The organism is Nonomuraea sp. NPDC003214, assembly GCF_053590035.1.
In genome coordinates, this window is record NZ_JBSFSX010000007.1 from 257,254 (window position 1) to 281,887 (window position 24,634).

The 24,634-nt window shown below is 71.0% G+C and carries 17 protein-coding genes; 8 read left to right on the forward strand and 9 right to left on the reverse strand.

Going from position 1 to position 24,634, the window contains the following annotated elements; translation table 11 throughout:
• Positions 1–32: 32 nt before the first annotated feature.
• The gene (locus ACWDXC_RS23235; RefSeq protein WP_357590942.1) at positions 33–1,205 is read right to left on the reverse strand and encodes an ArsB/NhaD family transporter; all 1,173 of its coding nucleotides are present in this window, start codon (positions 1,203–1,205) and stop codon (positions 33–35) included.
• Positions 1,206–1,262: 57 nt separating this feature from the next.
• Here ACWDXC_RS23235 and ACWDXC_RS23240 point away from each other — a divergent pair, with 57 nt between their 5' ends.
• Positions 1,263–6,836, forward strand: a complete 5,574-nt coding sequence (locus tag ACWDXC_RS23240; protein ID WP_449985248.1) for a WD40 domain-containing protein — start codon at positions 1,263–1,265, stop codon at positions 6,834–6,836.
• Between the two features lie 25 nt (positions 6,837–6,861).
• Here ACWDXC_RS23240 and coaE read toward each other — a convergent pair whose 3' ends face one another.
• From coaE to polA, 6 genes are all read right to left on the reverse strand, one after another.
• Positions 6,862–7,464: a dephospho-CoA kinase gene (gene coaE, locus ACWDXC_RS23245; RefSeq protein ID WP_219502528.1), complete on the reverse strand. Its 603-nt coding sequence runs from the start codon at positions 7,462–7,464 to the stop codon at positions 6,862–6,864.
• A gap of 9 nt (positions 7,465–7,473) precedes the next feature.
• Positions 7,474–7,923: a GNAT family N-acetyltransferase gene (locus ACWDXC_RS23250; protein ID WP_449985251.1), complete on the reverse strand. Its 450-nt coding sequence runs from the start codon at positions 7,921–7,923 to the stop codon at positions 7,474–7,476.
• Between the two features lie 9 nt (positions 7,924–7,932).
• Positions 7,933–9,081, reverse strand: coding sequence for an epoxide hydrolase family protein (locus ACWDXC_RS23255; protein WP_449985253.1), 1,149 nt, complete (start codon positions 9,079–9,081; stop codon positions 7,933–7,935).
• Positions 9,082–9,232: 151 nt separating this feature from the next.
• Complete coding sequence (gene rpsA / locus ACWDXC_RS23260; protein WP_219502519.1) at positions 9,233–10,714, reverse strand: 30S ribosomal protein S1; 1,482 nt, start codon at positions 10,712–10,714, stop codon at positions 9,233–9,235.
• 201 nt (positions 10,715–10,915) lie between these two features.
• On the reverse strand, positions 10,916–12,004 hold the full coding sequence (locus tag ACWDXC_RS23265) for a polysaccharide deacetylase family protein (protein ID WP_449985256.1): 1,089 nt from the start codon (positions 12,002–12,004) through the stop codon (positions 10,916–10,918).
• Positions 12,005–12,780: 776 nt separating this feature from the next.
• A complete protein-coding gene (gene polA, locus ACWDXC_RS23270) occupies positions 12,781–15,471 on the reverse strand; it encodes a DNA polymerase I (RefSeq protein ID WP_449985259.1) in 2,691 nt (896 codons plus the stop codon).
• Between the two features lie 122 nt (positions 15,472–15,593).
• Here polA and ACWDXC_RS23275 point away from each other — a divergent pair, with 122 nt between their 5' ends.
• The 6 genes from ACWDXC_RS23275 to ACWDXC_RS23300 all read left to right on the forward strand — a co-directional run bounded on the left by ACWDXC_RS23275 (position 15,594) and on the right by ACWDXC_RS23300 (position 20,797).
• Positions 15,594–15,938 (forward strand): hotdog fold thioesterase, encoded by a 345-nt coding sequence (locus ACWDXC_RS23275; RefSeq protein ID WP_364172912.1) that lies wholly within the window; start codon positions 15,594–15,596, stop codon positions 15,936–15,938.
• 523 nt (positions 15,939–16,461) lie between these two features.
• Complete coding sequence (locus tag ACWDXC_RS23280) at positions 16,462–17,616, forward strand: branched-chain amino acid ABC transporter permease (RefSeq protein WP_449985262.1); 1,155 nt, start codon at positions 16,462–16,464, stop codon at positions 17,614–17,616.
• Positions 17,617–17,627: 11 nt separating this feature from the next.
• Positions 17,628–18,614: a branched-chain amino acid ABC transporter permease gene (locus tag ACWDXC_RS23285; protein ID WP_219502506.1), complete on the forward strand. Its 987-nt coding sequence runs from the start codon at positions 17,628–17,630 to the stop codon at positions 18,612–18,614.
• Positions 18,604–19,539, forward strand: a complete 936-nt coding sequence (locus ACWDXC_RS23290) for an ABC transporter ATP-binding protein (protein WP_449985264.1) — start codon at positions 18,604–18,606, stop codon at positions 19,537–19,539. Before ACWDXC_RS23285 ends, ACWDXC_RS23290 begins: the two co-directional genes overlap by 11 nt.
• A complete protein-coding gene (locus ACWDXC_RS23295; protein WP_219502501.1) occupies positions 19,536–20,321 on the forward strand; it encodes an ABC transporter ATP-binding protein in 786 nt (261 codons plus the stop codon). The genes ACWDXC_RS23290 and ACWDXC_RS23295 overlap by 4 nt, the downstream gene beginning before the upstream one ends.
• 80 nt (positions 20,322–20,401) lie before the next feature.
• Positions 20,402–20,797 carry a hypothetical protein gene (locus ACWDXC_RS23300; RefSeq protein ID WP_219502499.1) on the forward strand — a complete coding sequence of 132 codons (396 nt, stop codon included), beginning with the start codon at positions 20,402–20,404 and terminating at the stop codon, positions 20,795–20,797.
• Between the two features lie 60 nt (positions 20,798–20,857).
• Here ACWDXC_RS23300 and ACWDXC_RS23305 read toward each other — a convergent pair whose 3' ends face one another.
• Entirely contained in the window at positions 20,858–22,150 is a 1,293-nt protein-coding gene (locus ACWDXC_RS23305) for an ABC transporter substrate-binding protein (protein ID WP_219502497.1), read from the reverse strand.
• A 517-nt stretch (positions 22,151–22,667) separates the two neighbouring features.
• Between ACWDXC_RS23305 and ACWDXC_RS23310 the strand changes: the two genes are divergently transcribed.
• Positions 22,668–23,186 carry a hypothetical protein gene (locus ACWDXC_RS23310; protein ID WP_375071697.1) on the forward strand — a complete coding sequence of 173 codons (519 nt, stop codon included), beginning with the start codon at positions 22,668–22,670 and terminating at the stop codon, positions 23,184–23,186.
• Here ACWDXC_RS23310 and ACWDXC_RS23315 read toward each other — a convergent pair.
• Positions 23,183–24,484 carry an ABC transporter substrate-binding protein gene (locus ACWDXC_RS23315; RefSeq protein WP_449985269.1) on the reverse strand — a complete coding sequence of 434 codons (1,302 nt, stop codon included), beginning with the start codon at positions 24,482–24,484 and terminating at the stop codon, positions 23,183–23,185. The two genes, ACWDXC_RS23310 and ACWDXC_RS23315, sit on opposite strands and share 4 nt — an antisense overlap.
• Positions 24,485–24,634 lie beyond the last annotated feature (150 nt).

Here is a 24,634-nt window from a genome sequence, read left to right on the forward strand (position 1 = left end):
CATTGTCCCCGACTTCCCCGGCTCCCGGTCCCTCAGCCGAAGGCCACCAGCGCCCACGTGGTCGCCAGCACCCCGGTGACGGCCAGCCCGGCGCCGGTCAGCAGGAAGCGCCGCATCGGCACCCGGACGTCGTGGCGGCGGCACGACTCGAACCACAGCAGCGTGGCCAGCGACGCCCACGGGGTGACGACGGTGCCCACGTTGGTGCCGACGAGCAGCGCGAACAGCTGCCCCCGGTCGCCCGCCGGGATGACGCCTTCGAGCGCCTTGTAGGCGGGCAGGTTGTTGACCACGTTGGCCAGGCCCGCGCCGACGGCCGCCGTCCGGTACGGGTCGCGCTCGTCGCCGAGCATCCAGTGCATGAGGTCGTCCAGGCCGTAGCGGCTGAGCGTGGGCACGACCAGGAACAGCCCGGTGACGAAGATCAGCAGTTGCCAGGGCACGAGCCGCCAGGTCAGCCGCTTGCGGTCGCGCACCGCGAACGCCACCACGACGACGAGCCCCGCCGCCGTGGCCGCGGCCCACACCTCGACCCTGGCCAGCAGCGCGACGATGAACAGCACACAGGCCGCCGACGCGGCGGTGAACAGCGCCCGGTCGGCGATCGGCTCCAGCAGCGGCGGCGTGTAGCGCAGGTCGCGCCGCCGCCCGCGCCGCCAGAAGTACGCCCACAGGAACGCCATCGTGACCGCGATCGCGACCGCCTGCGGCGCCCACATGAAGGAGGCGAACTCCAGCGGGCTCAGCTCGATGCGGTGCATGGCCAGCAGGTTCGTCAGGTTGGAGACCGGGAACAGCAGGCTGGCGGTGTTGGCGAACCAGATCGTGGTCATGGCCAGCGGCAGCGCCGCGATGCGGGCCTTGGGGGCCAGGGCCAGCATCACCGGCGTGAGCAACACCGCAGTCGTATCAAGATTGAGAAATATCGTAATAAATGACGCAAAGACCGTACAAAGCAAGAAAAGGGCGAAATAGTTGCCGCGCCCGAGAACCGCCATTCTTGCCGCGATCGCGTCGAAGACCTGAGCCTCCTTGGTGAGCTCGGCCAGCACGATGACGCCCACCAGGAACACCAGCAGCGGCCCGATCTCGGTCAGGCTCGCCGTGGCCTCGGCCAGCGGCAGCAGCCCGGTCGCCACGAAGAGCAGGCCGAGCGCGAGCAACCCGACCCGGATCCAGTCGAGCACGCCAAGACGCCGCAACACCCGACGATGATCGCACACGTGCTGGGAAACTCCGATCCTCCGGGCGATACTGGGGAGATGGCACGTGACGGCAGGCCGACCCAGATCTTCGTCAGCTATTCCCCCGCCGACACGGCCTGGGCGACCTGGATCGCCTGGGAGCTCGAGGCGGCCGGATATCGCACGATGATCCAGGCGTGGGACTTCGTGCCCGGCACCAACTTCATCGACTTCATGGACCGCGGCGTCAGCGAGGCGCAGCTCGTCGTGGCGGTGCTGTCGCGCAACTACCTGAGCTCGCGCTACGGCCGCCTGGAGTGGCAGGCCGCGCTGCGCGCCGACCCGGACAACCCCTCCAACAAGCTCGTCACGATCCGGCTGGAGGACGTGCAGCTCGAAGGGCTGCTGTCCACGATCACCTGGGTCGACCTGCTGGGCGTCACCGACCCGGGGCAGGCCAGGGCCGCGCTGCTGGGCCGGGTCGGCGAGGCGCTGGCCGGCCGGGCCAAGCCGCAGGCCGCGCCCGCGTTCCCCACCGCCGGGGCGCCGCCCGCCGCGGTGCCGACGCTGCCGCCGCCCGCCGACCCGGCCCGCGCCCGGCGCACGCCGGTCTCCGCGCCGAAGTTCCCGCCCGCCACCGGGCCCCGGGAGCGCCGCGAATCGCTCGCCGTGCTGCACATCGCCGGACCGCGCTTCGGCCGGGCGCTGCCGGAGCCGGGCGAGCCCTTCACGCCCGAGGACCTCCAGGCGCGGATCTGGGCCGACCTGACCGCCATGTACGACCGGGGCATGCCGCGACCCGACCTGATGGTGGTCAGCGGCGACCTGACCGAGTCGGGCAGCCTCGGCCAGTTCGGCCAGGCGACCCAGTTCGTCACCGACTTACGGCTGCTCATCGGGCTGGAGCCGCACCGGCTGGTGATCGTGCCGGGTCCGCGCGACGTCACCAAGGCCGCCGCGAGCGCCTACTTCCTGACGTGCGAGGCCGACGACGTCACCCCGCAGCCCCCCTACTGGCCCAAGTGGCGGCACTTCGCGGGCCTGTTCGGCGAGGTCTACCAGGGGCTGGACGACCGGATGTTCGACGGCGGCCAGCCGTGGACGCTGTTCGAGGTGCCCGACCTCCAGGTGGTCGTGGCCGGGCTCAACTCCACGATGGCGATGAGCCACCTGGAGCGCGACGCCTACCCGCTGATCGGTGAGGCGCAGGCCGCCTGGTTCGCCGAGCGGCTGCGGCCCTACGAGGAGCGGGCGTGGCTGCGGCTGGGCGTGATGGGCCATCCGCCGGCCGCGCTGCACGACGCGCCCGCCTTCGACCGGCTGCTGGCCCACCGGCTCAACCTGCTGTTCCACGGCCCCGGCCAGGCCGGTGAGGCGGCGATCGCCGCGCCGCGCGCCGGCCGCCACCACGTCGTCGAGCTCACCCCCGCCGAGACGCGCGTGTGGCTGCCCGACGGCGGCGCGCCGGAACGTTCCCGGCGCACCTGGCGGGCCGCCCGCGCCACCTTCACCGGCGAGACCCCCGGCACGCCGCCTCCCGCGCAGGCCGCGAGCTCGGGCGAGCGCGAGCCGAGCCCCGTCGACCTGCTGCTCGACCGCATCACCGAGGTGTGCGAGGCCCGCCACGAGCGGGCCCGCATCCGCCGCCTGCCCGGCCACCTGGTGGTCACCCACCCGGAGGACGGGTTCGTCCGCCAGCTCATGATCGGCGCGCACGTGGGCGAGCTCACGCCCGCCGACGCGGCCGACTTCGTCCGGCGCGCGCACGCGGCGGAGCTGGCCGCCGAGCTCGTCTACCAGGGGCCGCCCCCGGCCCGCGCGCTGCGCGAGGACCTCATGCGGCGCGGCGTGCGGCTGCGCAGCTTCACCGAGTTCCAGGGGCTGCTCGACCTGTCGGGCTACGTCGGCGAGCAGACCGCCAGGCTCGCCGCCGACCACCGCTACCCGCCCGAGCTGTACGTGCCGCAGCGCTACCGCGAGCTCGACCGGCCCGGCCAGCACGTCAAGGACGGCCTGACCGACGAGCTGATGCGGCTGCTGTCGGCCGACCACGGGCGGTTCCTGCTGCTGCTCGGCGACTTCGGCCACGGCAAGACGTTCGCGCTGCGCGAGCTGGCCCGGCGCATCCCGGTCGAGCTGCCGCACCTGACGCCGATCTTCATCGAGCTGCGCGCCCTGGACAAGGCCCACTCCGTCGACGGGCTGGTGGCCGCCCACCTGGCCAACCACGGCGAGGAGTTCATCGACCTCAAGGCGTTCCGCTACCTGCTGCGCCAGGGCCGGATCGTGCTGCTGTTCGACGGGTTCGACGAGCTGGTCACCCGGCTCACCTACGACAGGGCCGCCGACCACCTGGCGACGCTGCTGGCCGCCGCCGAGGACAAGGCCAAGATCGTGGTCGCCAGCCGCACCCAGCACTTCAAGTCGCACAGCCAGGTGCTGACGTCGCTGGGCGAGATGGTGGGCGTGCTGCCGCAGCGGCGGGTGCTCGGCGTCGAGGACTTCACCCACGACCAGATCCGCTCCTACCTGGCCAACCGGTTCGACGACGGCGACGAGGCCGGCGCCCGCATGTCGCTCATGGAGGGCATCAAGGACCTGCTGGCGCTGGCGCAGAACCCGCGGATGCTGAGCTTCATCGCCGACCTCGACACCGACCGGCTGCGCATGGTGGCCGGCGCCCGCCACACGCTCAGCCCGGCGCTGCTGTACGAGGAGATCCTGCAGTCGTGGCTGGCCTTCGAGGAGCGCCGGGCCAAGGTGCCCGGCTCGCCCGCCTCGCTGACCAGGGACGAGCTGCTGCGGGCGGTGACGGCGCTGGCGCTGCGGCTGTGGGACTCCGGCGAGTCGCTGCTGGGCCTGGACGAGCTGACGGAGATCGCCGAGACGCTGGCCGACCTGGCCAGCGGCCAGCTCACGGTCGCCCACACCGCGCACGCCGTGGGGTCGGGCAGCCTGCTGGTGCGCACCGAGGAGGGCATGTTCGGGTTCATCCACGCCTCGGTGATGGAGTGGCTGATCGCCCGGCACGTCGCGGCCACCCTCGACTCCCCCGCCGCGCTGTCGCGCGGGCCGCTGTCGGCGCTGAGCATCGAGTTCCTGTGCGACCTGGCCGACGTGCGCACGCTGCGCGCCTGGGTGGCCGACCCGCCCGCCGACGACGTGGCCCGCGCGAACGCCGTCAAGATCGCGGCCAGGCTGCGCACCCCGGCCAAGGCCGACCTGCGCGGCGCCAATCTCAAGGGCGAGGACCTGTCGGCGCGCGACCTTCAGGAGGTCGACCTGACGGGCGCCGACCTGAGCGGGGCCACGCTCGCGGGCACCAACCTGACCAGGGCCGTCCTGCGTGACGCGAAGCTGACCGGGGCCCGGCTCGACGGGGCGGTGCTGGCGGGGGCCGACCTGCGCGGCGCCGACCTGTCGGGGGCCCGGCTGGCCCGCTCCGACCTGAGCGACGCCTCGGTCGAGGGCGTCCGCTGGCACCGGGCCGCGCTCATCAACGTGACGGGCACGCTGCCCCACCTGCCGGGCGCGGCCGTGGCCCCCGGCCAGCCGGTGGAGATCCAGCTCGCCCCGGCCGCGATCGGCGTCCCGTACGGCTATCACTTCCAGACCAGCCGGCTGCCCGAGCCGATCGCCTACAGCCCCGACGGCTCCACGATCGCCATCGGCAACGAGGACGGCGACGTGCTGCTGTGCGCGGGCGGGCTGCCGGTGCGCACGCTGCACGGCCACGGCGGCCGCGTCTACGCGGTCGCGTTCGCCGGCGAGCTGCTGGCCACCGGCGCGAGCGACGGCACCGTACGGCTGTGGGACTCGGCCACCGGCGAGCCGCTGCGGCAGCTCACCGGGCACGCCGACGGCGTGTGGCCGCTGCGGCTGAGCCCGTCGGGCGAGCTGGTCGCGGCGGGCGGCGGCGACGGCGTGGTGCGGGTCTGGGAGACCGCCACCGGCGACCTGGTGCACGAGCTGGCCGGGCACCAGGCGCCCGTCTACACGGCCTCGTTCGGCGGCTCGACGCTGGTGACCGGCGACTCGGCGGGCGTGGTGCGGGTGTGGAGCCTGGCCGGTGGCGAGCTGACCGGCACCCTCGACGGCCACCGCGGCTCGGTGTTCCGGGCCGTGCACAGCCCCGACGGCACGCTGCTGGCCACCGGCGACGAGGCGGGCACGCTGCGGGTGTGGGAGACCCGTACGTGGACGTCGCGGGCGGCGCTCACCGGCCACCGCGGCAGCCTCTACTGCGTGACGTTCTCCCCCGACGGATCGCTGCTGGCCACCGGCGACACCTCCGGCGACGTGCGGCTGTGGGACCCGGAGGGAGAGTTCCGCGGCCTGCACACCACCCACGCCGCCGCCGTCTACCAGGTGGCGTTCTCGCCCGACGGCCACACGCTGGCCACCGGCGACGCGGGCGGCGTGGTGCGGCTGCAGCCGGTCGGCTCGCCGCACCGGGTGGAGCTGACCGGGCACCGCAGCTCGGTGTGGCCGTTCGCCTGGCGGCCCGACGGCGAGCAGCTCGCCACCAGCAGCAACGACGGCACCGTCCGGCTGTGGGACCCGGTGTCGGGGCAGTGCCAGCGGGTGCTGCGCGGCCACGGCAGGCGGATCACCTCGGTGCGCTTCAGCGCCGACGGCTCGATGCTGGCCACCAGCGGCAACGACGGCGTCGTGCGCGTGTGGGAGCCGCGCGCCGGGCGGCTGCTGCGGGAGGTGCCCGGCCGCGCCGACCGGCTGGTGTCGGCGCTGTTCTCACCGGCCGGGCCGGTGCTGGCCGCCTCCAGCAACGACGGCGGCGTGCACTTCTGGAACGCCGCCACCGGCGACTACGAGCGCGAGCTCGACGTCGAGACCGACCACGTGTGGGCCGAGGCGTTCAGCCCCGACGGCAACATGCTGGCCACGGCCAACGACGACGACAGCGTGCGGATCTGGTGGCGCTCGACCGGCCGCATGGTCACCAACCTCGGCGACCACCGCGGCCGGGTCCGCTCGATCGCCTTCAGCCCCGACGGCCGCTACGTGGCCACCGGCTGCGACGACCGGCTGGTACGGCTGTGGCACGTGGAGTCGGGCGGCCGGGTGGCGACCCTCGAAGGGCACACCGACCGCGTCTACTCGGTGGCGTTCTCGCAATCCGGCCGCCGGCTGGCGAGCGGCGGCAACGACGGGCTGGCCATGCTGTGGGAGCTGCGTCCCGGCCAGCCGTGGCAGCCGGCGCTGCGCCACACGATGCGGGCGAGCGCGGGACGGCTGTGGAGCGTCAGCTTCGACGCCGCGGGCGAGCGGCTGGCGACCGGCGGCGACGACCGCGCCGTGCGCGTATGGGACGCCGCCACCGGGCGGCTGCTGCACACGCTGCCAGGACACACCAGGCGCGTCTGGTCGGTCGCCTACAGCCCTGTCTCCGACCTGCTGGCCAGTGCGGGCGACGACGGCGTGGTCATCCTCTGGGAGGGCGCTGAGCGCCGTACGACGCTGCTGGGGCTGGCCGAGGGGTGGGCGGCGCTGGCTCCGGACGGACGCTACAAGGTGCACGGGGACACGGCCGGGCAGTTCTGGCACGTGCTCGGCATGGCCCGCTTCGAGCTCGGCGAGCTGGACGCGCACCTGCCCGGGGTCCGCCAGGTGCCGCTCGACGCGCCCTTCTGACGGCGGCGCCCGACGACGCGGCCGGTCAGGCGCGGGCGGCACGCCTGACGAGGTCGTCCCACACCTCGGCGACGCGCGCCTCCAGCTCGTCCAGGCCCGCCTCGTTGGGGATCACCACGTCGGCCACGGCCAGGCGCTCGTCACGGGTGGCCTGGGCGGCGATGCGGGCCCTGGCGTCGTGCTCGGCCATGCCGCGGTGCTCGGCCAGGCGGGCGACCCGGACGTCGTCGGCCGCGTCGACCACGATGACGACGTCGTACATGGGGGCGAGCTTGTTCTCCGCCAGGAGCGGCACGTCGTAGACGACGATGGCGTCGTCGTCGGCCTCGCCCTGCAGCCGGGCGACCCGCTCCCCCACCAGCGGGTGGACGATGGCGTTGAGTGCGGCGAGCCGGTCGGGGTCGGCGAAGACGATGCCGCCGAGCTTCTCCCGGTCGAGCGAGCCGTCGGCCCGCAGCACGCCGTCGCCGAACTCCGCCACCACCCGGGCCAGGCCGGGCGTGCCCGGCTCGACGACCTCGCGGGCGATCCGGTCGGCGTCGATGACCACGGCGCCCCTGGCGGCCAGCCGCCTGGCCACCTCGCTCTTGCCCGACCCGATGCCGCCGGTGAGTCCGATCTTCAGCACGCCCGCAGCCTACCCGCGCCGCAGGTGGACCAGCGTCAGGTGGTCGTCCATCCGCTCGCGGTGCGTCTCGCGGTAGCCCAGGCGACGGTAGAGCCTCAGGTTGGACTCCGACAGGTGGCCGGTGAACAGGTCGAACGCCTCGGCCTCCGGCACCCGCTCGTGCAGCGCGGTCAGCAGCGCGGTGCCCAGGCCCCTGCCCTGCCGGTCGGGGGCGACCACGAGCCGCCCGACCAGGCACGTGGTCCCGGCCAGGGTGCCGCGCACCGCCCCGACGACGCGGCCGGACTCGACGGCCTTGAGCACGACCCCCGCCTCGATGGCCTTGCGGACCTGCTCGACGGACTCCACCAGCGGCGGGATGTACGGGTCGCCGTAGAGCTGGGCCTCGCTCACGTACGCGGCCCGCTGGAGGGTGAGGATCTCGCCCGCGTCCGCGCCCGCCGCCCGCTGGATGTCCATCCGAGCACCCTACTTCAGCGGCAGGCTCCCGAAGAAGGCGCGGAGGTCGGCCACCACGTCGCCGGGGACGGCCATGGCGACCATGTGGCTGGGGCTGTGGCGTCCGCCCCAGTGGGTGAGCGTGTTCTTGCGCCCGGCGATCCGCGCGAAGGCGGCCGGGCCGCCGTGCGACACGCCGGTGGGCACGGCCGTCTGGTCAACGGGCAGGCCGGCGGCGCCCTCGTAGTAGGTCCACGACGACGAGCCGCCGGTGCCGGTCAGCCAGTAGAGGGAGGCGTTGGTGAGCAGCAGGTCGCGCGGGATCGGCTCGGCGGGGATCTCCTCCGGCCAGCCGTCGAACTCCTTGTACCGCTCGACCAGGTAGGCGAGCTGGGCCACGGGCGAGTCGGCGAAGCCGTGCGCGAGCGTCTGCGGGCGGGCCGCCAGGTAGGGGCCGTAGCCGCTGCCCTGGCCCATCCAGGCGGTCGCCGCCTCCAGCTCGGCGCGTTCCTCCTCGGTCGCGCCGGCGAGCTCGGCCGGGTCGCCGGTGGGGATGCCGAGGCCGGCGGTGATGTGCGCGCCGGCCACGTGCTCGCTGTCGAGCGCGGCGAGCTGGGGCGTGACCAGGGCGCCGGCGTCGTTGCCGTGCGCGCCGTAGCGCTCGTAGCCGAGCCGGGCCATCAGCTCGGCCCAGACGCGGGCCACCCGGGCGACGGACCAGGGCCGCTCGTCGGCGGGCTCGGGGAACGGCGAGAAGCCGAAGCCGGGCAGCGAGGGCGCCACCACGTGGAAGGCCACCGCCGGGTCGAGGCCGTGCGCGCGCGGGTCGGCGAGCGGCCCGGCCAGCTCCAGAAACTCGGCGACCGAGCTGGGCCAGCTGTGCGTGAGGATCAGCGGCAGCGCGCCGGGCTCGGGCGAGCGCACGTGCAGGAAGTGCACCCGCTGCCCGTCGATCTCGGTGGTGTACTGCGGGAACGCGTTCAGCCTGGCTTCCTGCGCCCGCCAGTCGAAACCGTCGGCCCAGTACGCGGCCAGCTCCCGCAGGTAGTCCACCGGGACGCCGCGCCGCCATCCGCCACCGGGAAGCTGCCGCGCCCAGCGGGTGCGGCGCAGGCGGTCACGCAGGTCGTCAAGGTCGGCTTCGGGGATGTCGACGCGGAAAGGCGTGATGTCGTTCATGGGGCCCACGATGCCGCCCCATGCGGAAAGGATGCTTCCGCATGAGGCCATTTCGGGAGGCCCGTTTCCCGGCGTGGGCGGTCCGGTTCCGGGATGACGAAAGGCCCCGTACGGAGATCCGTACGGGGCCTTCGTTCAGCGATCAGCTAGCTCAGCTCTGGCCGCCCGCGAGCTTCTCGCGCAGAGCCGCGAGAGCCTCGTCGGAGGCGAGAGCGCCGGCCGCCGGAGCGGACGAGGAGCTGCTCGACTGGGGCTGCGACTCACCGCTGTAGGACGAAGGAGCGGCTTCGCCGGCCTCGGCCTCGGCCTTGCGGGCCTCTTCGATCTGCTTGCGGTGGGCCTCGTAGCGCTGCTGGGCCTCGGCGTACTGCCGCTCCCACTCCTCACGCTGCTTGTCGAAGCCCTCGAGCCACTCCCCGGTCTCCGGGTCGAAGCCCTCGGGGTAGATGTAGTTGCCCTGGTCGTCGTAGGTCGCCGCCATGCCGTAGAGCGTCGGGTCGAACTCGACCTCGGTGCCCACGCCCTCGTTGGCCTGCTTGAGGGACAGGCTGATCCGGCGACGGTCGAGGTCGATGTCGATGATCTTCACGAAGATCTCGTCGCCGACCTGGACGACCTGCTCCGGGATCTCCACGTGGCGCTCGGCCAGCTCGGAGATGTGGACCAGGCCCTCGATGCCCTCCTCGACCCGGACGAACGCGCCGAACGGCACCAGCTTGGTGACGCGGCCCGGCACGACCTGGCCGATCTGGTGGGTGCGGGCGAACTGCTGCCACGGGTCTTCCTGGGTGGCCTTGAGCGACAGGGAGACGCGCTCGCGCTCCATGTCGACGTCGAGGACCTCGACCGTGACCTCCTGGCCGACCTCGACAACCTCGGAGGGGTGGTCGATGTGCTTCCAGGACAGCTCCGACACGTGGACCAGACCGTCGACGCCACCCAGGTCCACGAAGGCACCGAAGTTGACGATCGAGGACACGACGCCCTTGCGGACCTGGCCCTTCTGGAGGGTGTTGAGGAAGGTCTGGCGAACTTCCGACTGCGTCTGCTCAAGCCAGGCACGGCGCGACAGAACCACGTTGTTGCGGTTCTTGTCGAGCTCGATGATCTTGGCTTCGAGCTCGCGGCCGACGTACGGCTGCAGGTCGCGGACACGGCGCATCTCGACCAGGGACGCCGGGAGGAAGCCACGGAGGCCGATGTCGAGGATGAGACCACCCTTGACGACCTCGATGACGGTGCCGGTGACGATGCCGTCCTCGTCCTTGATCTTCTCGATCGTGCCCCAGGCGCGCTCGTACTGAGCACGCTTCTTGGACAGGATCAGGCGGCCCTCCTTGTCCTCCTTCTGGAGAACCAGGGCCTCGACGTGCTCGCCGACCTCCACGACGTCAGCAGGGTCGACATCGTGCTTGATCGAAAGCTCGCGCGAGGGGATGACACCCTCGGTCTTGTAGCCGATGTCGAGAAGAACCTCGTCTCGATCGACCTTGACGACGGTGCCCTCGACGATGTCGCCGTCGTTGAAGTACTTGATGGTCTCGTCGATCGCGGCGAGGAAGGCTTCCTCGGACCCGATGTCGTTGACCGCTACCTGCGGGGTGCTCGAGGTGGCCTCAGTGCTGGACGTCATGTGTGGAATTGCTCCGAACGCGGACAGATGTCGATGTGGCGATGCGCGGCAGGCCCTCTTCCGCATCAAGCCGAGGAGTTACGACATCGACGTGACCGAGCGCGAGCCCGCTCCGTCTGAGGCGCGCGCGAGCCCACAGCGCAGCGATCAGCATATGAGACCATCGCCACGGGGTCAATCCAACCGGCACATCCACCGCGGCTAGTAAGCGTTGACCCGGGGCCTGTGCTTTGCCTCGATATTACCCCGAAGCCGACGAGGGATGGAGACGCGCTCCGGGTCGCCGTCGGACACATACCGCTCGCCTGGGTGCTTGTCCAGCCATTCCAGCCAGTACTGCGAGCACCACTTGCGGCATTCGCCCTTCTTGCCGTTGCTCTGGATCCGCTGGATCGCGCCCCTGTCGAACTTTTTCGCGTACGGCGAAACGGACGGCTCGGCCCCGGCCAGGAACACCCCGTCGTAGTCGTAGCGCGTGCCCTCCCACGACCCCTGCCGGGCCGCCTTCTTCGAACGCGGCATCGACCCGTACGGCAGCGCCAGCGTCGTCACCTTGTCCACGCCCAGCCGGCCCAGCATCCGGTCGAGCCTGGCGATCTGCTTGCGCACCTTCTTCGTGGCGAGCGAGCGCAGGTCCGGATGGGACCAGGTGTGGTTGGCCACCTCGAACCCGTTGCCGGTCAGCCAGCGCACCGCCGCCTCCTGCTCCCGCTCGCTCCGCAGCCCGAACGGCGCCTGGTTGACCCAGAACGTGGCCACCGGCCGGAACCCCGGATGGCGCGCGGCCACGTCCAGCAGGATGCCCACCGCCGTGTCCCGGGCGGGCTTCCCGGCGGCGTCCAGCGCGAAATGACTGGGATGGCCGTCGTCGAACGTGAGCACGACCGGGAACTTCCCGGCCGGCACCCGGATGTCGCCCGCCGCGAACTCCGCCGCGCTGATCGGCACGTACCCCTTCCTGGCGAGCTTCTCCAGCTCCTGCCTGAACTGGGCGGGCGTGCGGTCGATCGACGAGCGCCGCTTGCCGACCAGCCGGTGGTACATCAGCACCGGGATCTTGCCGAGCTCGTTGGCCTTGACCTGCTTGGCGAACTCGGGGGTCGCCACGACGCCCGGCGGCTCGGCCACCTCGCCGACCGCCGGGCCCGTCGGCGCCGCCGTGGACCGTTCCTGGGCCCGCGCGGGCGGGGCCGCCACGGGCCGGTCGCCGGGCACCAGCCAGAGCCCGACGATCGCCGTGACCACGACCAGGACGTTCGTCACGCCGATGATCCGCGTAAGGGACTGCACAAAACTCCTGTGCCACTCGGGGAAAGCTTCCCTCAGCGTAATCCAAAGGATCACGAAAAAAGTGCCATGCCCCGCCGAACCAGGACGAAACCCACCCCCACCGCAACCCACCCAGGACCCCGGCACCACCTGCCCCGACGCCCCACCCGAAGGCAACCACCCCCGCAAGCGCCCAGAGGGCCCCACCGCGCCGGGGCCGACCACACCCCGAGGGGATCGGCCTACGGGGAGGCGGCACGACGGGAAGAGCCTGCCCCGCCTGGAGGCCGCACGCCGGCCGAGGGCCCGATCAGCTGGGAGAGGGCCTGGAAGGGGGCGCGCCACCCGGGGGCCGCGCCAGGCGGCCACCCAGAGCGCCCACGCCGTGCCGGAGCCGGGCCCGCAGGCGCCCGCACACCCTGGCCCGCGCCGCGCCAGGCGGCCACCCAGAGGGCCCACTCCGCGGAGGGCCCCCCGTCGGAGGGCCTCCCAGCCGGGGCGAGGGCCTGGAAGGTCGCACGCCACCTGGGGGCCGTACCAGGCGGCCGCCCAGAGGGCGCACGCCGCGCGGAAGGCCCTCTCCAGGCGGAGAGCAGCCACGCCGCGCCGGGGCCGGGGCCCCGCAGGCGGCCGCTCACCCAGGACGGGGCCAGGCCAGCCCCGCACGGAGGGCCCGCGCCGCGCCAGGCGGCCGCCCAGAGGGCGCGCGGGCGCCCCCCACCCCGGACGGGGTCTGGACCGTGGGCGCGCCCCGGGCGGAGGGCCCGCGCCGGGCGGGACCTCCCCGGGGGTGCGGGTCAGTGGCCGGCGTCTTCCCAGGTGCGGCCGATGCCGACGGAGACCTCCAGGGGAACCCGGAGCTGGTAGGCGGCGTTCATCTGGTCGCTCACGAGCTGCCGCAGCGTCTCCAGCTCGCCCGGAGCCACCTCGAAGACGAGCTCGTCGTGCACCTGGAGGAGCATGCGCGAGCCCAGCCCCTCCTCGGCCAGCGCCTGGCGGACGTGCAGCATGGCGACCTTGATGATGTCGGCCGCCGAGCCCTGGATGGGGGCGTTGAGCGCCATCCGCTCGGCCATCTCCCGCCGCTGGCGGTTGTCGCTGGTGAGGTCGGGCAGGTAGCGGCGGCGGCCCATCATGGTCTCGGTGTAGCCGTTGGTGCGCGCCTGGCGGACGATGTCGTGCAGGAAGTCGCGCACGCCGCCGAACTCCTCGAAGTATTCCTCCTTCAGGGCCCGTGCCTCGGCGACCGGGATGTTGAGCTGGCCCGCCAGCCCGAAGTCGGACAATCCGTAGGCGAGGCCGTAGTTCATCGCCTTGATGCGGGCGCGCAGCTCGCCGTCGATCTGCTCGGGCGGCAGGTCGAAGACGCGGGCGGCGGTGGCCTGGTGGAAGTCGTGACCCGACTCGAACGCGGCGATCAGCGACTCGTCGCCCGACAGGTGGGCCATGATGCGCAGCTCGATCTGGCTGTAGTCGGCGGTGAGCAGCGTCTCGTAGCCCTCGCCGACGACGAAGCCCTGCCGGATGCGGCGGCCTTCGGCGGTGCGGATGGGGATGTTCTGCAGGTTGGGCTTCTCCGACGACAGGCGGCCGGTGGCGGCGATGATCTGGTTGAAGGTGGTGTGGATGCGGCCGTCGTCGCCGATCTCCTTGATCAGGCCCTCGACCGTGGTGCGCAGCTTGGTCTGGTCGCGGTGGCGCAGCATGATCGTCGGCAGCTCGTGCTCGGTCTGGGTGACGAGCCAGGCGAGCTGGTCGGCGTCGGTGCTGTAGCCGGTCTTGATCTTCTTGGTCTTGGGCAGGCCGAGCTTGACGAACAGCACCTCCTGCAGCTGCTTGGGCGAGCCGAGGTTGAACTGCTCGCCGACGGAGCGGTGGGCCTCCTCGACCGCGTGCTTGACGGCGGCGCCGAACTCGGCCTCCAGCCCGGCGAAGTATTCGCTGTCGACGGCGATGCCGGCGCGCTCCATCTCGGCCAGCACGGTCAGCAGCGGCAGCTCGACGTCGCTCAGGAGCTGGGTGCCGCCGCGCCCGGCGAGGAAGCCCTCCAGGGCGTCGGCCAGCTCGCGCACCGCGTGGGCGCGCAGGGCCAGGTCCTTGGCGGGGGCGTCCTCGTCGTCGCCGAACAGGGCGGCCTGGCCGTCGGACTCCTCCTCGGCGCGCAGGTCGCGGTTGAGGTAGCGGCGGGCGAGGTCCTCGAGCGCGAACGTGCGCTGCCCCGGCATCGCCAGGTAGGCCGCCAGCGCGGTGTCGCACGACAGGCCGCGCAGCTCCATGCCCTGCGCCCACAGCGCCAGGATGGGGCCCTTGGCGTCGTGGACGGCCTTGGGCCTTGCGGGGTCGGCCAGGTAGGCGCGCAGCGCGGCCTCGTCGGCCTCGGTCAGCTTGACCGGGTCGATGTGCGCGGCGGTGCCGTCGGGGGAGGCGATGGCGATGGCGTCGACGCGGCCGGTGCCGCTGCCGTAGACGCCCTTGAACGCCACGCCGGCGCGGCCCTCGGGCAGCGCCGACAGCCAGCCGGCCACCCGGTCGGGGCCGAGGATCACGGTCTCGACCTCGAAGCCCTGGTCGGGCTCCTGCTCGCCGGTGCCGAGGGTCTTGAAGACGCGCTCGCGCAGCTCGCCGCGGATCTGCAGGGTGTCGAACAGCTTGTTGACCTCTTCGCGCTCCCAGGCGCCCTGCTTGAGGTCGGCCAGCTCGGCCTCCAGGGGGACGTCGCGCAGCAGCTCGGTGAGCCGCCGGTTCATCAGCACCTGGGCGACGTGCTCGCGCAGCTTGTCGCCGACCTTGCCCTTGACCTCGTCGACCCGGTCGACGAGCTCGGTCAGCGAGCCGAACTCGCGCACCCACTTGGCCGCGGTCTTCTCGCCGACGCCGGGAATGCTGAGCAGGTTGTCGGACGGGTCGCCGCGCAGCGCCGCGAAGTCGGGATACTGCACCGGGGTGAGGCCGTACTTCTCCTGGACGGCCTCCGGCGTGAAGCGCGTCATGTCGCTGATGCCGCGGCGGGTCATGAGCACGGTGACGTCGTCGTTGACGAGCTGCAGCGCGTCGCGGTCGCCGGTGACGATGAGCACGCTCATGCCCTCGGCACCGGCGCGGGTGGCCAGCGTGGCGATCAGGTCGTCGGCCTCGAAGCCGGCCTTGGACAGGCGCGGGATGCGCAGCGTGTCGAGCAGCTCGTAGATGAGCTGCATCTGGCCGCGGAAGTCTTCGGGCGTCTCGCTGCGGTTGGCCTTGTAATCGGAGTATTCCTCGTGCCGGAACGTCGGCTCCGATCGGTCGAAGGCCACCGCCACGTGCGTGGGCTGCTCGTCACGCAGGATGTTGGTCAGCATCGAGGTGAACCCGTAGACCGCCTCGGTGTGCTGACCGTCGGTGGTCATCAGGTTGGCGTCTTTCAGCGCGTAGAACGCGCGATAAGCCAGGGAATGCCCGTCAAGCAGCAGCAGGCAGGGTCGGCTGGGGGTCACTTCACTCTTCGGCACACAGGCAGCCTAGTCTCCAACTGCGACAGAAAACCCGAGCTCGAAAGACTGGAGGCGTCCCCTTGACGCAGATAGACCCGGCCTCCTTCACCGCCGTGCACGAGGGCACGCTGGCCGACCGGATGGGCATCGAGTTCCTGGAGGCGAGCGCCGAGCGCGTGGTGGCGCGGATGCCGGTGGCGGGCAACACGCAGCCGTACGGCCTGCTGCACGGCGGCGCCTCGGTGGTGCTGGCCGAGACGCTCGGCTCGACGGGGGCCGCCCTCTTCGCCGGCCCCGGCAGGATCGCGGTGGGGATCGAGATCAACGCCACCCACCACCGTCCGGCGACCTCCGGGCACGTGACGGGGGTGGCGACCCGGCTGCACGGCGGCCGCACGCTGGCCACGTACGACATCGAGATCTCCGACGAGCAGGGGCGGCGGGTGTGCACCTCCCGCCTCACCTGCATGCTGCGCGACGCCTGATCGCACCAGCCCCTTTGCGCACAGGGCCCGGGGATCGCTACGGTTGTCCCCAGCGGAGCCCGCGGGGAGGCCGAGTAGACAACGGGTGAGGCCGGGGAAGCCTCATACGGCACCAAAGGTCTCCCCCGGGCTCGTTTTTATGAATTCCGCTTGTATCGTTAGCGATTCGTTAGTCACCGCGCCAGGCGTGTCCGCTCATTTAGCCCCTGACCTGCCGCGTTGTTTGCTCACACAAGTGACACACGCATGTCACTAATTGGTGACGAACCATACTGAACCGGGCGTACCCGGAATAAGCTCCCGCCACAGCATCCCAGTCGTGCCTGCGATGCCCGCGTGTCGAGATGGAGGGGCACAACCCCGCCTTGACCTATCTGAGGGAGCACCATTGCGCAGAGCCGTGATCGCGTTCACGGCCTTCCTGGGTGGACTCATTCTCCTGCTCGCCGTTCCTGCCCATGCGGCGGATCCGGAACAGAGCCTGAGGGGAACACTCCAACACCAAGGCCAGCCAGTGAACGGCGTGAAGATCGTCGTGACCACCGAGAGCGGACAACCCGTTCAGGAGGTCACCAGTGACGCCAAGGGCACATGGGAGGTGCCGGTCGAGAAGCCCGGCAAGTTCAAGGTCACGCTGGATGTCAGCACCCTCCCCGCGGACCTGCAGATCGTCGGCGGCAAGAACGTCCGCACGCCGACCGTCTACGAGGGCAACCCGGCGAGCGTGCTGTTCGCCCTGCAGCCCAAGACCGCCGCGGGCGAGGAGCCCGCGCAGCCCGGCGGCGGGGGCAGCGCCTTCTGGGAACGGGCCGCGCAGCTCACCTTCGAGGGTCTCAACCTGGGGCTGATCATCGCCCTGGCGGCGCTCGGCCTGTCGCTCATCTACGGCACCACCGGCCTGACCAACTTCGCCCACGGTGAGCTGGTCACGCTCGGCGCACTGCTCGCCTACGCCTTCAACACCGGCATCGGCCTGCACCTCATCCCCGCCGCGATCATCGCGGTCATCCTCGCCGGCGGGCTGGGCTACGCGCAGGACAGGTTCTTCTGGGGCCAGCTGCGCCGCCGCGGCACCGGCATCATCGCCATGATGATCGTCTCAATCGGTGTGGCGATCTTCCTGCGCTACCTCTTCCTCATCCTGTTCGGCGGCCAGAGCGAGGCGTTCGCCCAGTACAACGCCCAGCCCGGCATCCAGGTCGGCCCGATCTCGGCGGCGCCGAAGAACTTCGTCGCCATGGGCATCGAGCTGATCGTCCTGGTCGTCGTCGGCGTCGCCCTGCTGCGCACCCGCACCGGCAAGGCCGCCCGCGCCGTGGCCGACAACCCGGCGCTCGCCGCCTCCTCCGGCATCAACGTCGACCGGGTCATCCGCATCATCTGGACCATGGGCGGCGCCATCGCCGCGCTGGCCGGCATCATGCTCGGCCTGTCGCAGAACCTGAAGTTCACCATGGGCCAGGACATCCTGCTGCTCATCTTCGCCGGCGTCACGCTCGGCGGGCTCGGCACGGCGTTCGGCGCGCTGGTCGGCTCCATCATCGTCGGCCTGTTCATCCAGGTCTCCACGCTGTGGGTGCCGCCGGAGCTCAAGAGCGTCGGCGCGCTGGCCGTGCTCATCATCGTGCTCCTCTTCCGGCCGCAGGGCATCCTCGGCCGCCGCGAGCGGATCGGCTGACGGGGGGAACCATGGACTGGATCACGATCATCTCCACCACCGTCAAGGCCGCCATCGGCGTCGAGACGGTCTGGTACGCGCTCGCCGCGATCGGCATCAACATCCACTTCGGCTACACCGGCCTGCTCAACTTCGGGCAGTCGGCGTTCCTCGCCGTCGCCGGCTACGGCCTGGCGGTCACCGTCACCGTGCTCGGCCTGCCGTTCTGGATCGGCATCGGGGTCGGCCTGCTGTCGGCCGTCCTGCTGGCGCTCGTGCTGGGCATCCCCACGCTGCGGCTGCGCGCCGACTACCTGGCCATCGTCACCATCGCGGCGGCCGAGATCGTCCGATTGGTGTTCCGCTCGGTGGCGTTCAAGGACGTCTTCGGCGGCTCCGACGGCCGGCGCGGCTTCTCCGACGGCTTCTACGCGCTCAACCCCTTCCCCGAGGGGGAGTACGGGTTCGGCTGGCTGCTGTTCGGCGAGCGGACGCTGTGGGTGCTCGTCGTCGGCTGGATCCTCGTCGCCCTCTCCTGCGCCATCGTCTTCCTGCTCATGAAGAGCCCGTGGGGCCGCGTGCTCAAGGCGATCCGCGAGGACGAGGACGCCGTGCGCAGCCTCGGCAAGAACGTCTTCTCGTACAAGATGCAGTCGCTCATCCTGGGCGGCGTCATCGGCTGCCTCGGCGGCTTCATCTACGGCCTGGCCTACGCCTCGGTGCAGCCGGACATCTTCGGCACCGAGACCACCTTCTTCGCCTACACGATCGTCATCCTCGGCGGCGCGGCCCGGGTGTTCGGCCCGGTCGTCGGCTCGGCGATCTTCTGGGTGCTGCTGGTGCTGGTCAACGGCGTGCTCAGCGGTGCGGTCGAGTCGGGCGCGATCACCTTCCTGGACTCCACCCAGGTGGGCCCGTTCCGCTTCCTCCTCGTCGGGCTGGGACTCATCCTCTTGCTCGTCTTCCGGCCACAGGGCATCTTCGGTGACAAGAGGGAGATAGCAATCGATGCACGCTGAAACCACCACCGACCGCAAGGCCGCCGCCCTGGCCGCCTTCAAGGACCTCGCCCACGACCCCGGGGTGGCCAAGCCGGACCCGATCCTCGTCGTGGACAACGTGGTGCGCCGCTTCGGCGGCCTGACCGCCGTCGACGTCCAGCACGTCGAGGTGCAGCGCGGCTCCATCACCGCGCTGATCGGCCCCAACGGCGCCGGCAAGACCACGTTCTTCAACCAGCTGACCGGCTTCGACACCGCCGACTCCGGCCAGTGGACGTTCAACGGCCGCAACATGAACGGCGTGCCCGCCCACAAGGTGGCCCGCGCCGGCATGGTGCGCACGTTCCAGCTCACCAAGGCGCTGTCGAAGCTCACCGTGCTGGAGAACATGCGCCTGGGCGCGCAGAAGCAGCGCGGCGAGAACTTCTGGCGGGCGCTCGTGCCGGCGATCTGGCGCGGCCAGGAGGACGAGATCACCGAGCGGGCGGAGGAGCTGCTGGTCCGCTTCAAGCTCGACGCCAAGCGCGACGACTTCGCCGGGTCGCTGTCCGGCGGCCAGCGCAAGCTGCTGGAGATGGCCCGCGCGCTCATGGTCCAGCCGGAGCTGGTCATGCTCGACGAGCCGATGGCGGGCGTCAACCCGGCCCTCACCCAGTCGCTGCTCGGGCACGTCAAGGACCTGCGCGAGCAGGGCATGACCGTGCTGTTCGTCGAGCACGACATGGACATGGTCCGCGACATCAGCGACTGGGTCGTCGTCATGGCCCAGGGCGCCGTCATCGCCGAGGGCCCGCCCGACACGATCATGTCGGACGAGCGGGTCATCGACGCCTACCTGGGCGCCCACCACGACGCCCCGCTCGACGAGGGCGAGCTCGCCGAACAGCTCCACGAGGCCGAGCAGGCGCTCGAGGCCGAGTTCGAAGAGGAGACGAAGAAGTGAACGCCGTCCCCGAGTCCACGTCGGCGGTCACCGACCGCAGCGCGCACGTGGCCGGCGCCGAGAACGCCGTCCTGCGCTGCGACGAGCTGATCGCCGGCTACCTGCCGGGCGTCAACATCCTCAACGGCTCCGACCTCTACGTGGGCGACGGCGAGCTGATCGGCATCATCGGCCCCAACGGCGCCGGCAAGTCGACCCTGCTCAAGGCCATGTTCGGGCTGGTCAACATCCGCAGCGGCAGCGTCACGCTCAAGGGTGAGAACATCACGAACATGAAGGCGCACGAGCTGGTCGCACGGGGCGTCGGGTACGTGCCGCAGACCAACAACGTCTTCCCCAGCCTCACCATCGAGGAGAACCTCGAGATGGGCGCCTTCCAGGTGCCCGGCAAGTTCAAGGAGCGCTTCGAGTTCGTCGCCGAGCTGTTCCCGGCGCTCAAGGAGCGGCGCAAGCAGCGGGCCGGCTCCCTGTCGGGCGGCGAGCGGCAGATGGTGGCGATGGCCAGGGCGCTCATGACCGAGCCGTCGGTGCTGCTGCTCGACGAGCCGTCGGCCGGTCTGTCGCCCAAGCTGCAGGACCTGGTGTTCATCCAGGCCCAGCAGATCAACAAGGCCGGCGTGACCGTGATCATGGTGGAGCAGAACGCCCGGCGCTGCCTGCAGATCTGCCACCGCGGCTACGTGCTCGACCAGGGCCGCAACGCCTACACCGGCACCGGCCGGCAGCTCGCCCGCGACCCCAAGGTCATCGAGCTGTATCTGGGCACGCTCGCCAAGGCGTGAGGCACGGACGACAAGGCACGGGAAGGGGCTCCTGCGGGGGCCCCTTCTCCGTTGGCGGCCGGCGGTCTTCAATGGGCGGTGTGAAACGTCTCGCGGCCTCGGCGCTCCTCGTCCTCCTGACCGCCGCCTGCGGTCCCTCACCCTCCACCGGCACCTACAGCACCGGCGGCGACCCCGACGACGACCCGTGCGCGCGCGTGGTCTCCGCCATCGGCTACGCGGGCCTGCTGCTCGAACCCGCGGGCCACGAGGACGAGCAGGACTTCCAGGACGCCGTCATCGGCCGGCTGGCCGAGGTGCACGGCATCACCCGCCAGTTCGGCCCCCGCCTGCCGGACTCCCTCGGCACGGCGGTGCGTACGGTCGAGTCCACGACCGCGGACCTGTCGAAGTCGCGCACGCCGCGCGAGCGGCAGGTGGCGCTGCTCAAGCGCTATCGCGCGGCGGCCGGGCAGATCGAGGCGGGCTGCCGCTGAGCATGCCGAAGGGCCCGGTCTCAGGGGGGAAGACCGGGCCCTTCACATTTGGGGCGGGGATCAGCCCTCGATGTTGCCCGTGCGGTACTCCAGCGCCTTCACGGGGTACTTGTTGTCGTCGCCGTACTGGTAGATGCCGATGGTGGCGACGGCCGGGTCACCGGCGTCGTTGAACTCGACCGGACCGCTCACGCCGTCGTAGTCGAAGTCCTTGCCCGCCTTCAGCAGCTCCGAGCAGGTCTTGAAGTTGGTGCACTTCTCGCCGCCCTTGCTGACCTCGGCCAGCTTGGCCGCGATGTCGGCGCCCACGTCGCTCTTGGCGACCTCGGCGGCCAGCGCGATCAGGTTGGCGGCGTCGTAGGACTCGGGGGCGTAGGTGAAGTCCTCGAGCTTGGGGTCGACCGCCATCAGGCTCTGCCGGAACTCGTCGGGCGAGGCGGCGCCGGGGTAGGTGCCCTTGACGCCCTTGAGCGTGCCCTTGGGCATCTTGATGTAGTTGGTGTTCGACATGTTGCCGTCGACCATGTACCACTTGACCTTGTCGGCCGGCATGCCCTGCTTGATCAGCTCGCCGATGACCTTGGCGGTCTCCTCGAAGCCGATCAGCACGACGGCCTGCGGGCTCTTGGCCTTGATCTTGGCCACGTCGGCGGAGAAGTCGGCGGCCTTCGGGTCGTAGTCGACCCGCTCGACGACCTGGCCGCCACCGTCCTGGACCGTCTTGGCCACCTGGTCGGCCAGGCCGGTGCCGTAGGAGTCCTGCATCGCCATGATGGCGATGGAGGCGTTGCCGTCGGAGATGATCAGGTCACCCAGCACGCGGCCCTGGAGCTGGTCCGGCGGCGCGGTGCGGAAGTACAGGCCCTTGTCCTCGATCGTGGTGAACTTGTCGGAGGTGTTGGCCGGGGAGAAGTGGACCACACCGGCGCCCGTGATCTTGTCGATGACCGACTCCGACACCGACGAGGACGCGGCGCCGATGATGGCGTCGGCGTTCTGCGTCAGGAGCTTGTCGACCGACTGCGAGGCGATGTTCGTGGTGGTGTCGCCGGAGTCGGTGTGGATCTTGTTCACCGGCTTGCCCAGGACGCCACCGGCCTCGTTGATCTCCTTGACCGCCAGGTCGACGCCGGCGAACTCGGGCGGGCCGAGGAAGGCGAGCGATCCGGTCTGCGGCAGCAGCGTGCCCAGGGTCAGCGTGCCGTCGCCCTTCGCCGCGGGGGCCGCGGAGGATGGGGCGGCCGAGGGGGATTCAGGCGTGGCGGTGTTGCTGCCGCCACCGCAAGCTGTCAGGGCGAGGCTGGTGGCAGCCGCGACAGCCAGCACCCGTCCCACGGGAGCAATGCGGATCATGAAGTAATCTCCTTCATTTCCAGGCCGGGATCCGTCAGCACCGCCGAGCGTTCCCGATCGAATGACGGAAACGTACAAAATGCCTGGACATCGGGGCCAGATGCGCAGATGAACTGTCGGCACTTGGATGCGGAGTCGTAATCAGTCCTCAACTTACGACTGGGCCCGGGGTGTGCCTAATGTGAAGGACGTGAAGCGCATTTGGACCATCGGCATGCTGGTCGTCCTCGCCGCCGGGTGCAGCTCGCCTCCGCCCCCCGCGCCGTCCGCCGAGCCGCCCGCGGGCGTGTCGGTCACGCTGGGACAATGGCGTTCGGACGAGGCCGCGCACCGGTTACAGGTGGCCGTACGGAATACGAGCGACACCCCGGTGTATTTCGCGGATCTTCAACTCGTGACACCGTCATTGACCACGGTTCCCGCACAAAAGACTGATTCCACCATCAAACGGACGGCGAGGACTGATCTCCCCATTCCTTATGGGAAGGCCGTCTGTCCCGCTCAGGGGCTGCCCGAGGTGCGGCCCGCCACCGTCGTGGCCCACGTGCGCACCGGCTCCGAGCAGAAGCTGCGCCGCGTCGTCTTCCCGGTGCCCCACCCCGACCCGGTGCTCGCCAGGCTCGTGCGCGACGAGTGCTCGGAACACCTCATCAGGCAGGCCGCCGACCTCGCCTTCGGCCCCGAGTGGAAGCAGCACGGCGACGCCATGCGCACCACGCTCACGCTCACCCGCCGTGGCCCCGGCGCCGTCACCGTGCACTCCGTCGGCGGCACCACGCACTACCTCGTCACCGGCGGGGAGAGTTTGCGGGCCACGCTGGACGCCTCCGCGCAGCGGGCCGAGGTGCCGTTCGAGATCACCCCGGCCCGTTGCGACGCGCACGCGTTCGCCGAGGCCAAGAAGGCGTTCATGTTCCCCGCCCGCGCCAGCGTCGACGGGGGCGAGGAACGCGTCGTCATCCTCACGCCGCCCGAGCAGGTGCAGAAACGCCTCATCCGCTACGCGGCCGACGTCTGCGACCTGGGCGGCGGCTAGCCGGCGATGTTGCCGGTGCGGTACTCCAGCGCCTTGGCGGCGTACTTGTTGTCCTTGCCGTACTGGTAGACGCCGATCGTGGCGACCGCCGGGTCACCGGCGTCGTCGAACTCGATCGGGCCGCTGACGCCGTCGTAGTCGATGTCCTTGCCGGCCTTGAGCAGGTCGGCGCAGGTCTTGAAGTCCTTGCACTTCTCGCCGCCCTTGCTGACCTCGGCCAGCTTGCCCGCGATCGACTTGCCGCTGTCGTCCTTGGCCGCCTCGGCGGCCAGCGCGATCAGGATGGCCGCGTCGTACGACTCCGCCGCGTAGGTGAAGTCGTCCAGGTCGGGGTCGGTCTTCATGAGCTTCTCGCGGAAGGCCGTCGGCGCCTCGGCGCCCGGGATCGTGCCCTTCACGCCGTCCAGCGTGCCCTTGGGCATGTCCAGGTAGTTGGTGTTCGACATGTTGCCGTCGACCAGGTACCACTTGACCTTGTCCGTCGACAGGCCCTGCTTGACCAGCTCCTGGATGACCTTGGCGCCCTCCTCGAAGCCGATCAGCACGATCGCCTTGGGGCTCTTGGCCTTGACCTTGGCCACGTCGGCGGAGAAGTCGGCCGCCTTCGGGTCGTAGTCGACCCGCTCGACCACCTGCGCGCCGGCCGCCTCGGCCGTCGCCGTCACCTGGTCGGCCAGACCGGAGCCGTAGGAGTCCTGCATCGCCATGATGCCGATGGTGTCGTTGCCGTCCGCCACGATCAGGTCGCCCAGCACGCGGCCCTGGAGCTTGTCCGGCGGGGCGGTGCGGAAGTAGAGGCCGTCGTCCTCGATGGTGGTGAACTTGTCGGAGGTGTTGGCCGGCGAGAACTGCACCAGACCGGCGCCGGTGATCTTGTCGACGACCGACTCCGACACCGACGAGGACGCGGCGCCGATGATCGCGTCGGCCTTCTGCGAGATCAGCTTGTCGACCGACTGCGCGGCGATGTTCGTCGTCGTGTCACCCGAGTCGGTGTGGATCTTGTTCACCGGCTTGCCGAGCACGCCGCCGGCCTCGTTGATCTCCTTGACCGCCTGGTCGACGCCGGCGAACTCGGGCGGGCCGAGGAACGCCAGCGACCCCGTCTGCGGCAGCAGCGTGCCCAGGGTCAGCGTGCCGTCGCCCTTGGCCGCGGGCGCCGCGGACGAGGCCGCGTCGGAGGCCGCGGCGGACGGGCTCTCCTGCGCGGTGGTGTCGCCGCCCCCACAGGCCGTCAGGGCCAGGCTCGCGGCGGCCGCGAGAGCCAGCATGCGTCCGGCCGGAGCAATGCGGATCATCAAGAAACTCCCCTTGTCCCAGCGGAGGAACTCTCCCGCCGCTGCGTTTTCCGACTTCAGCATGACGGCGAACGACGAAAAAGGGAGGTTGTTGTGCGAACTTTATGCTAATTCGTGATGTCCGAAACGCCCGCCCCGAGCACGGACGTT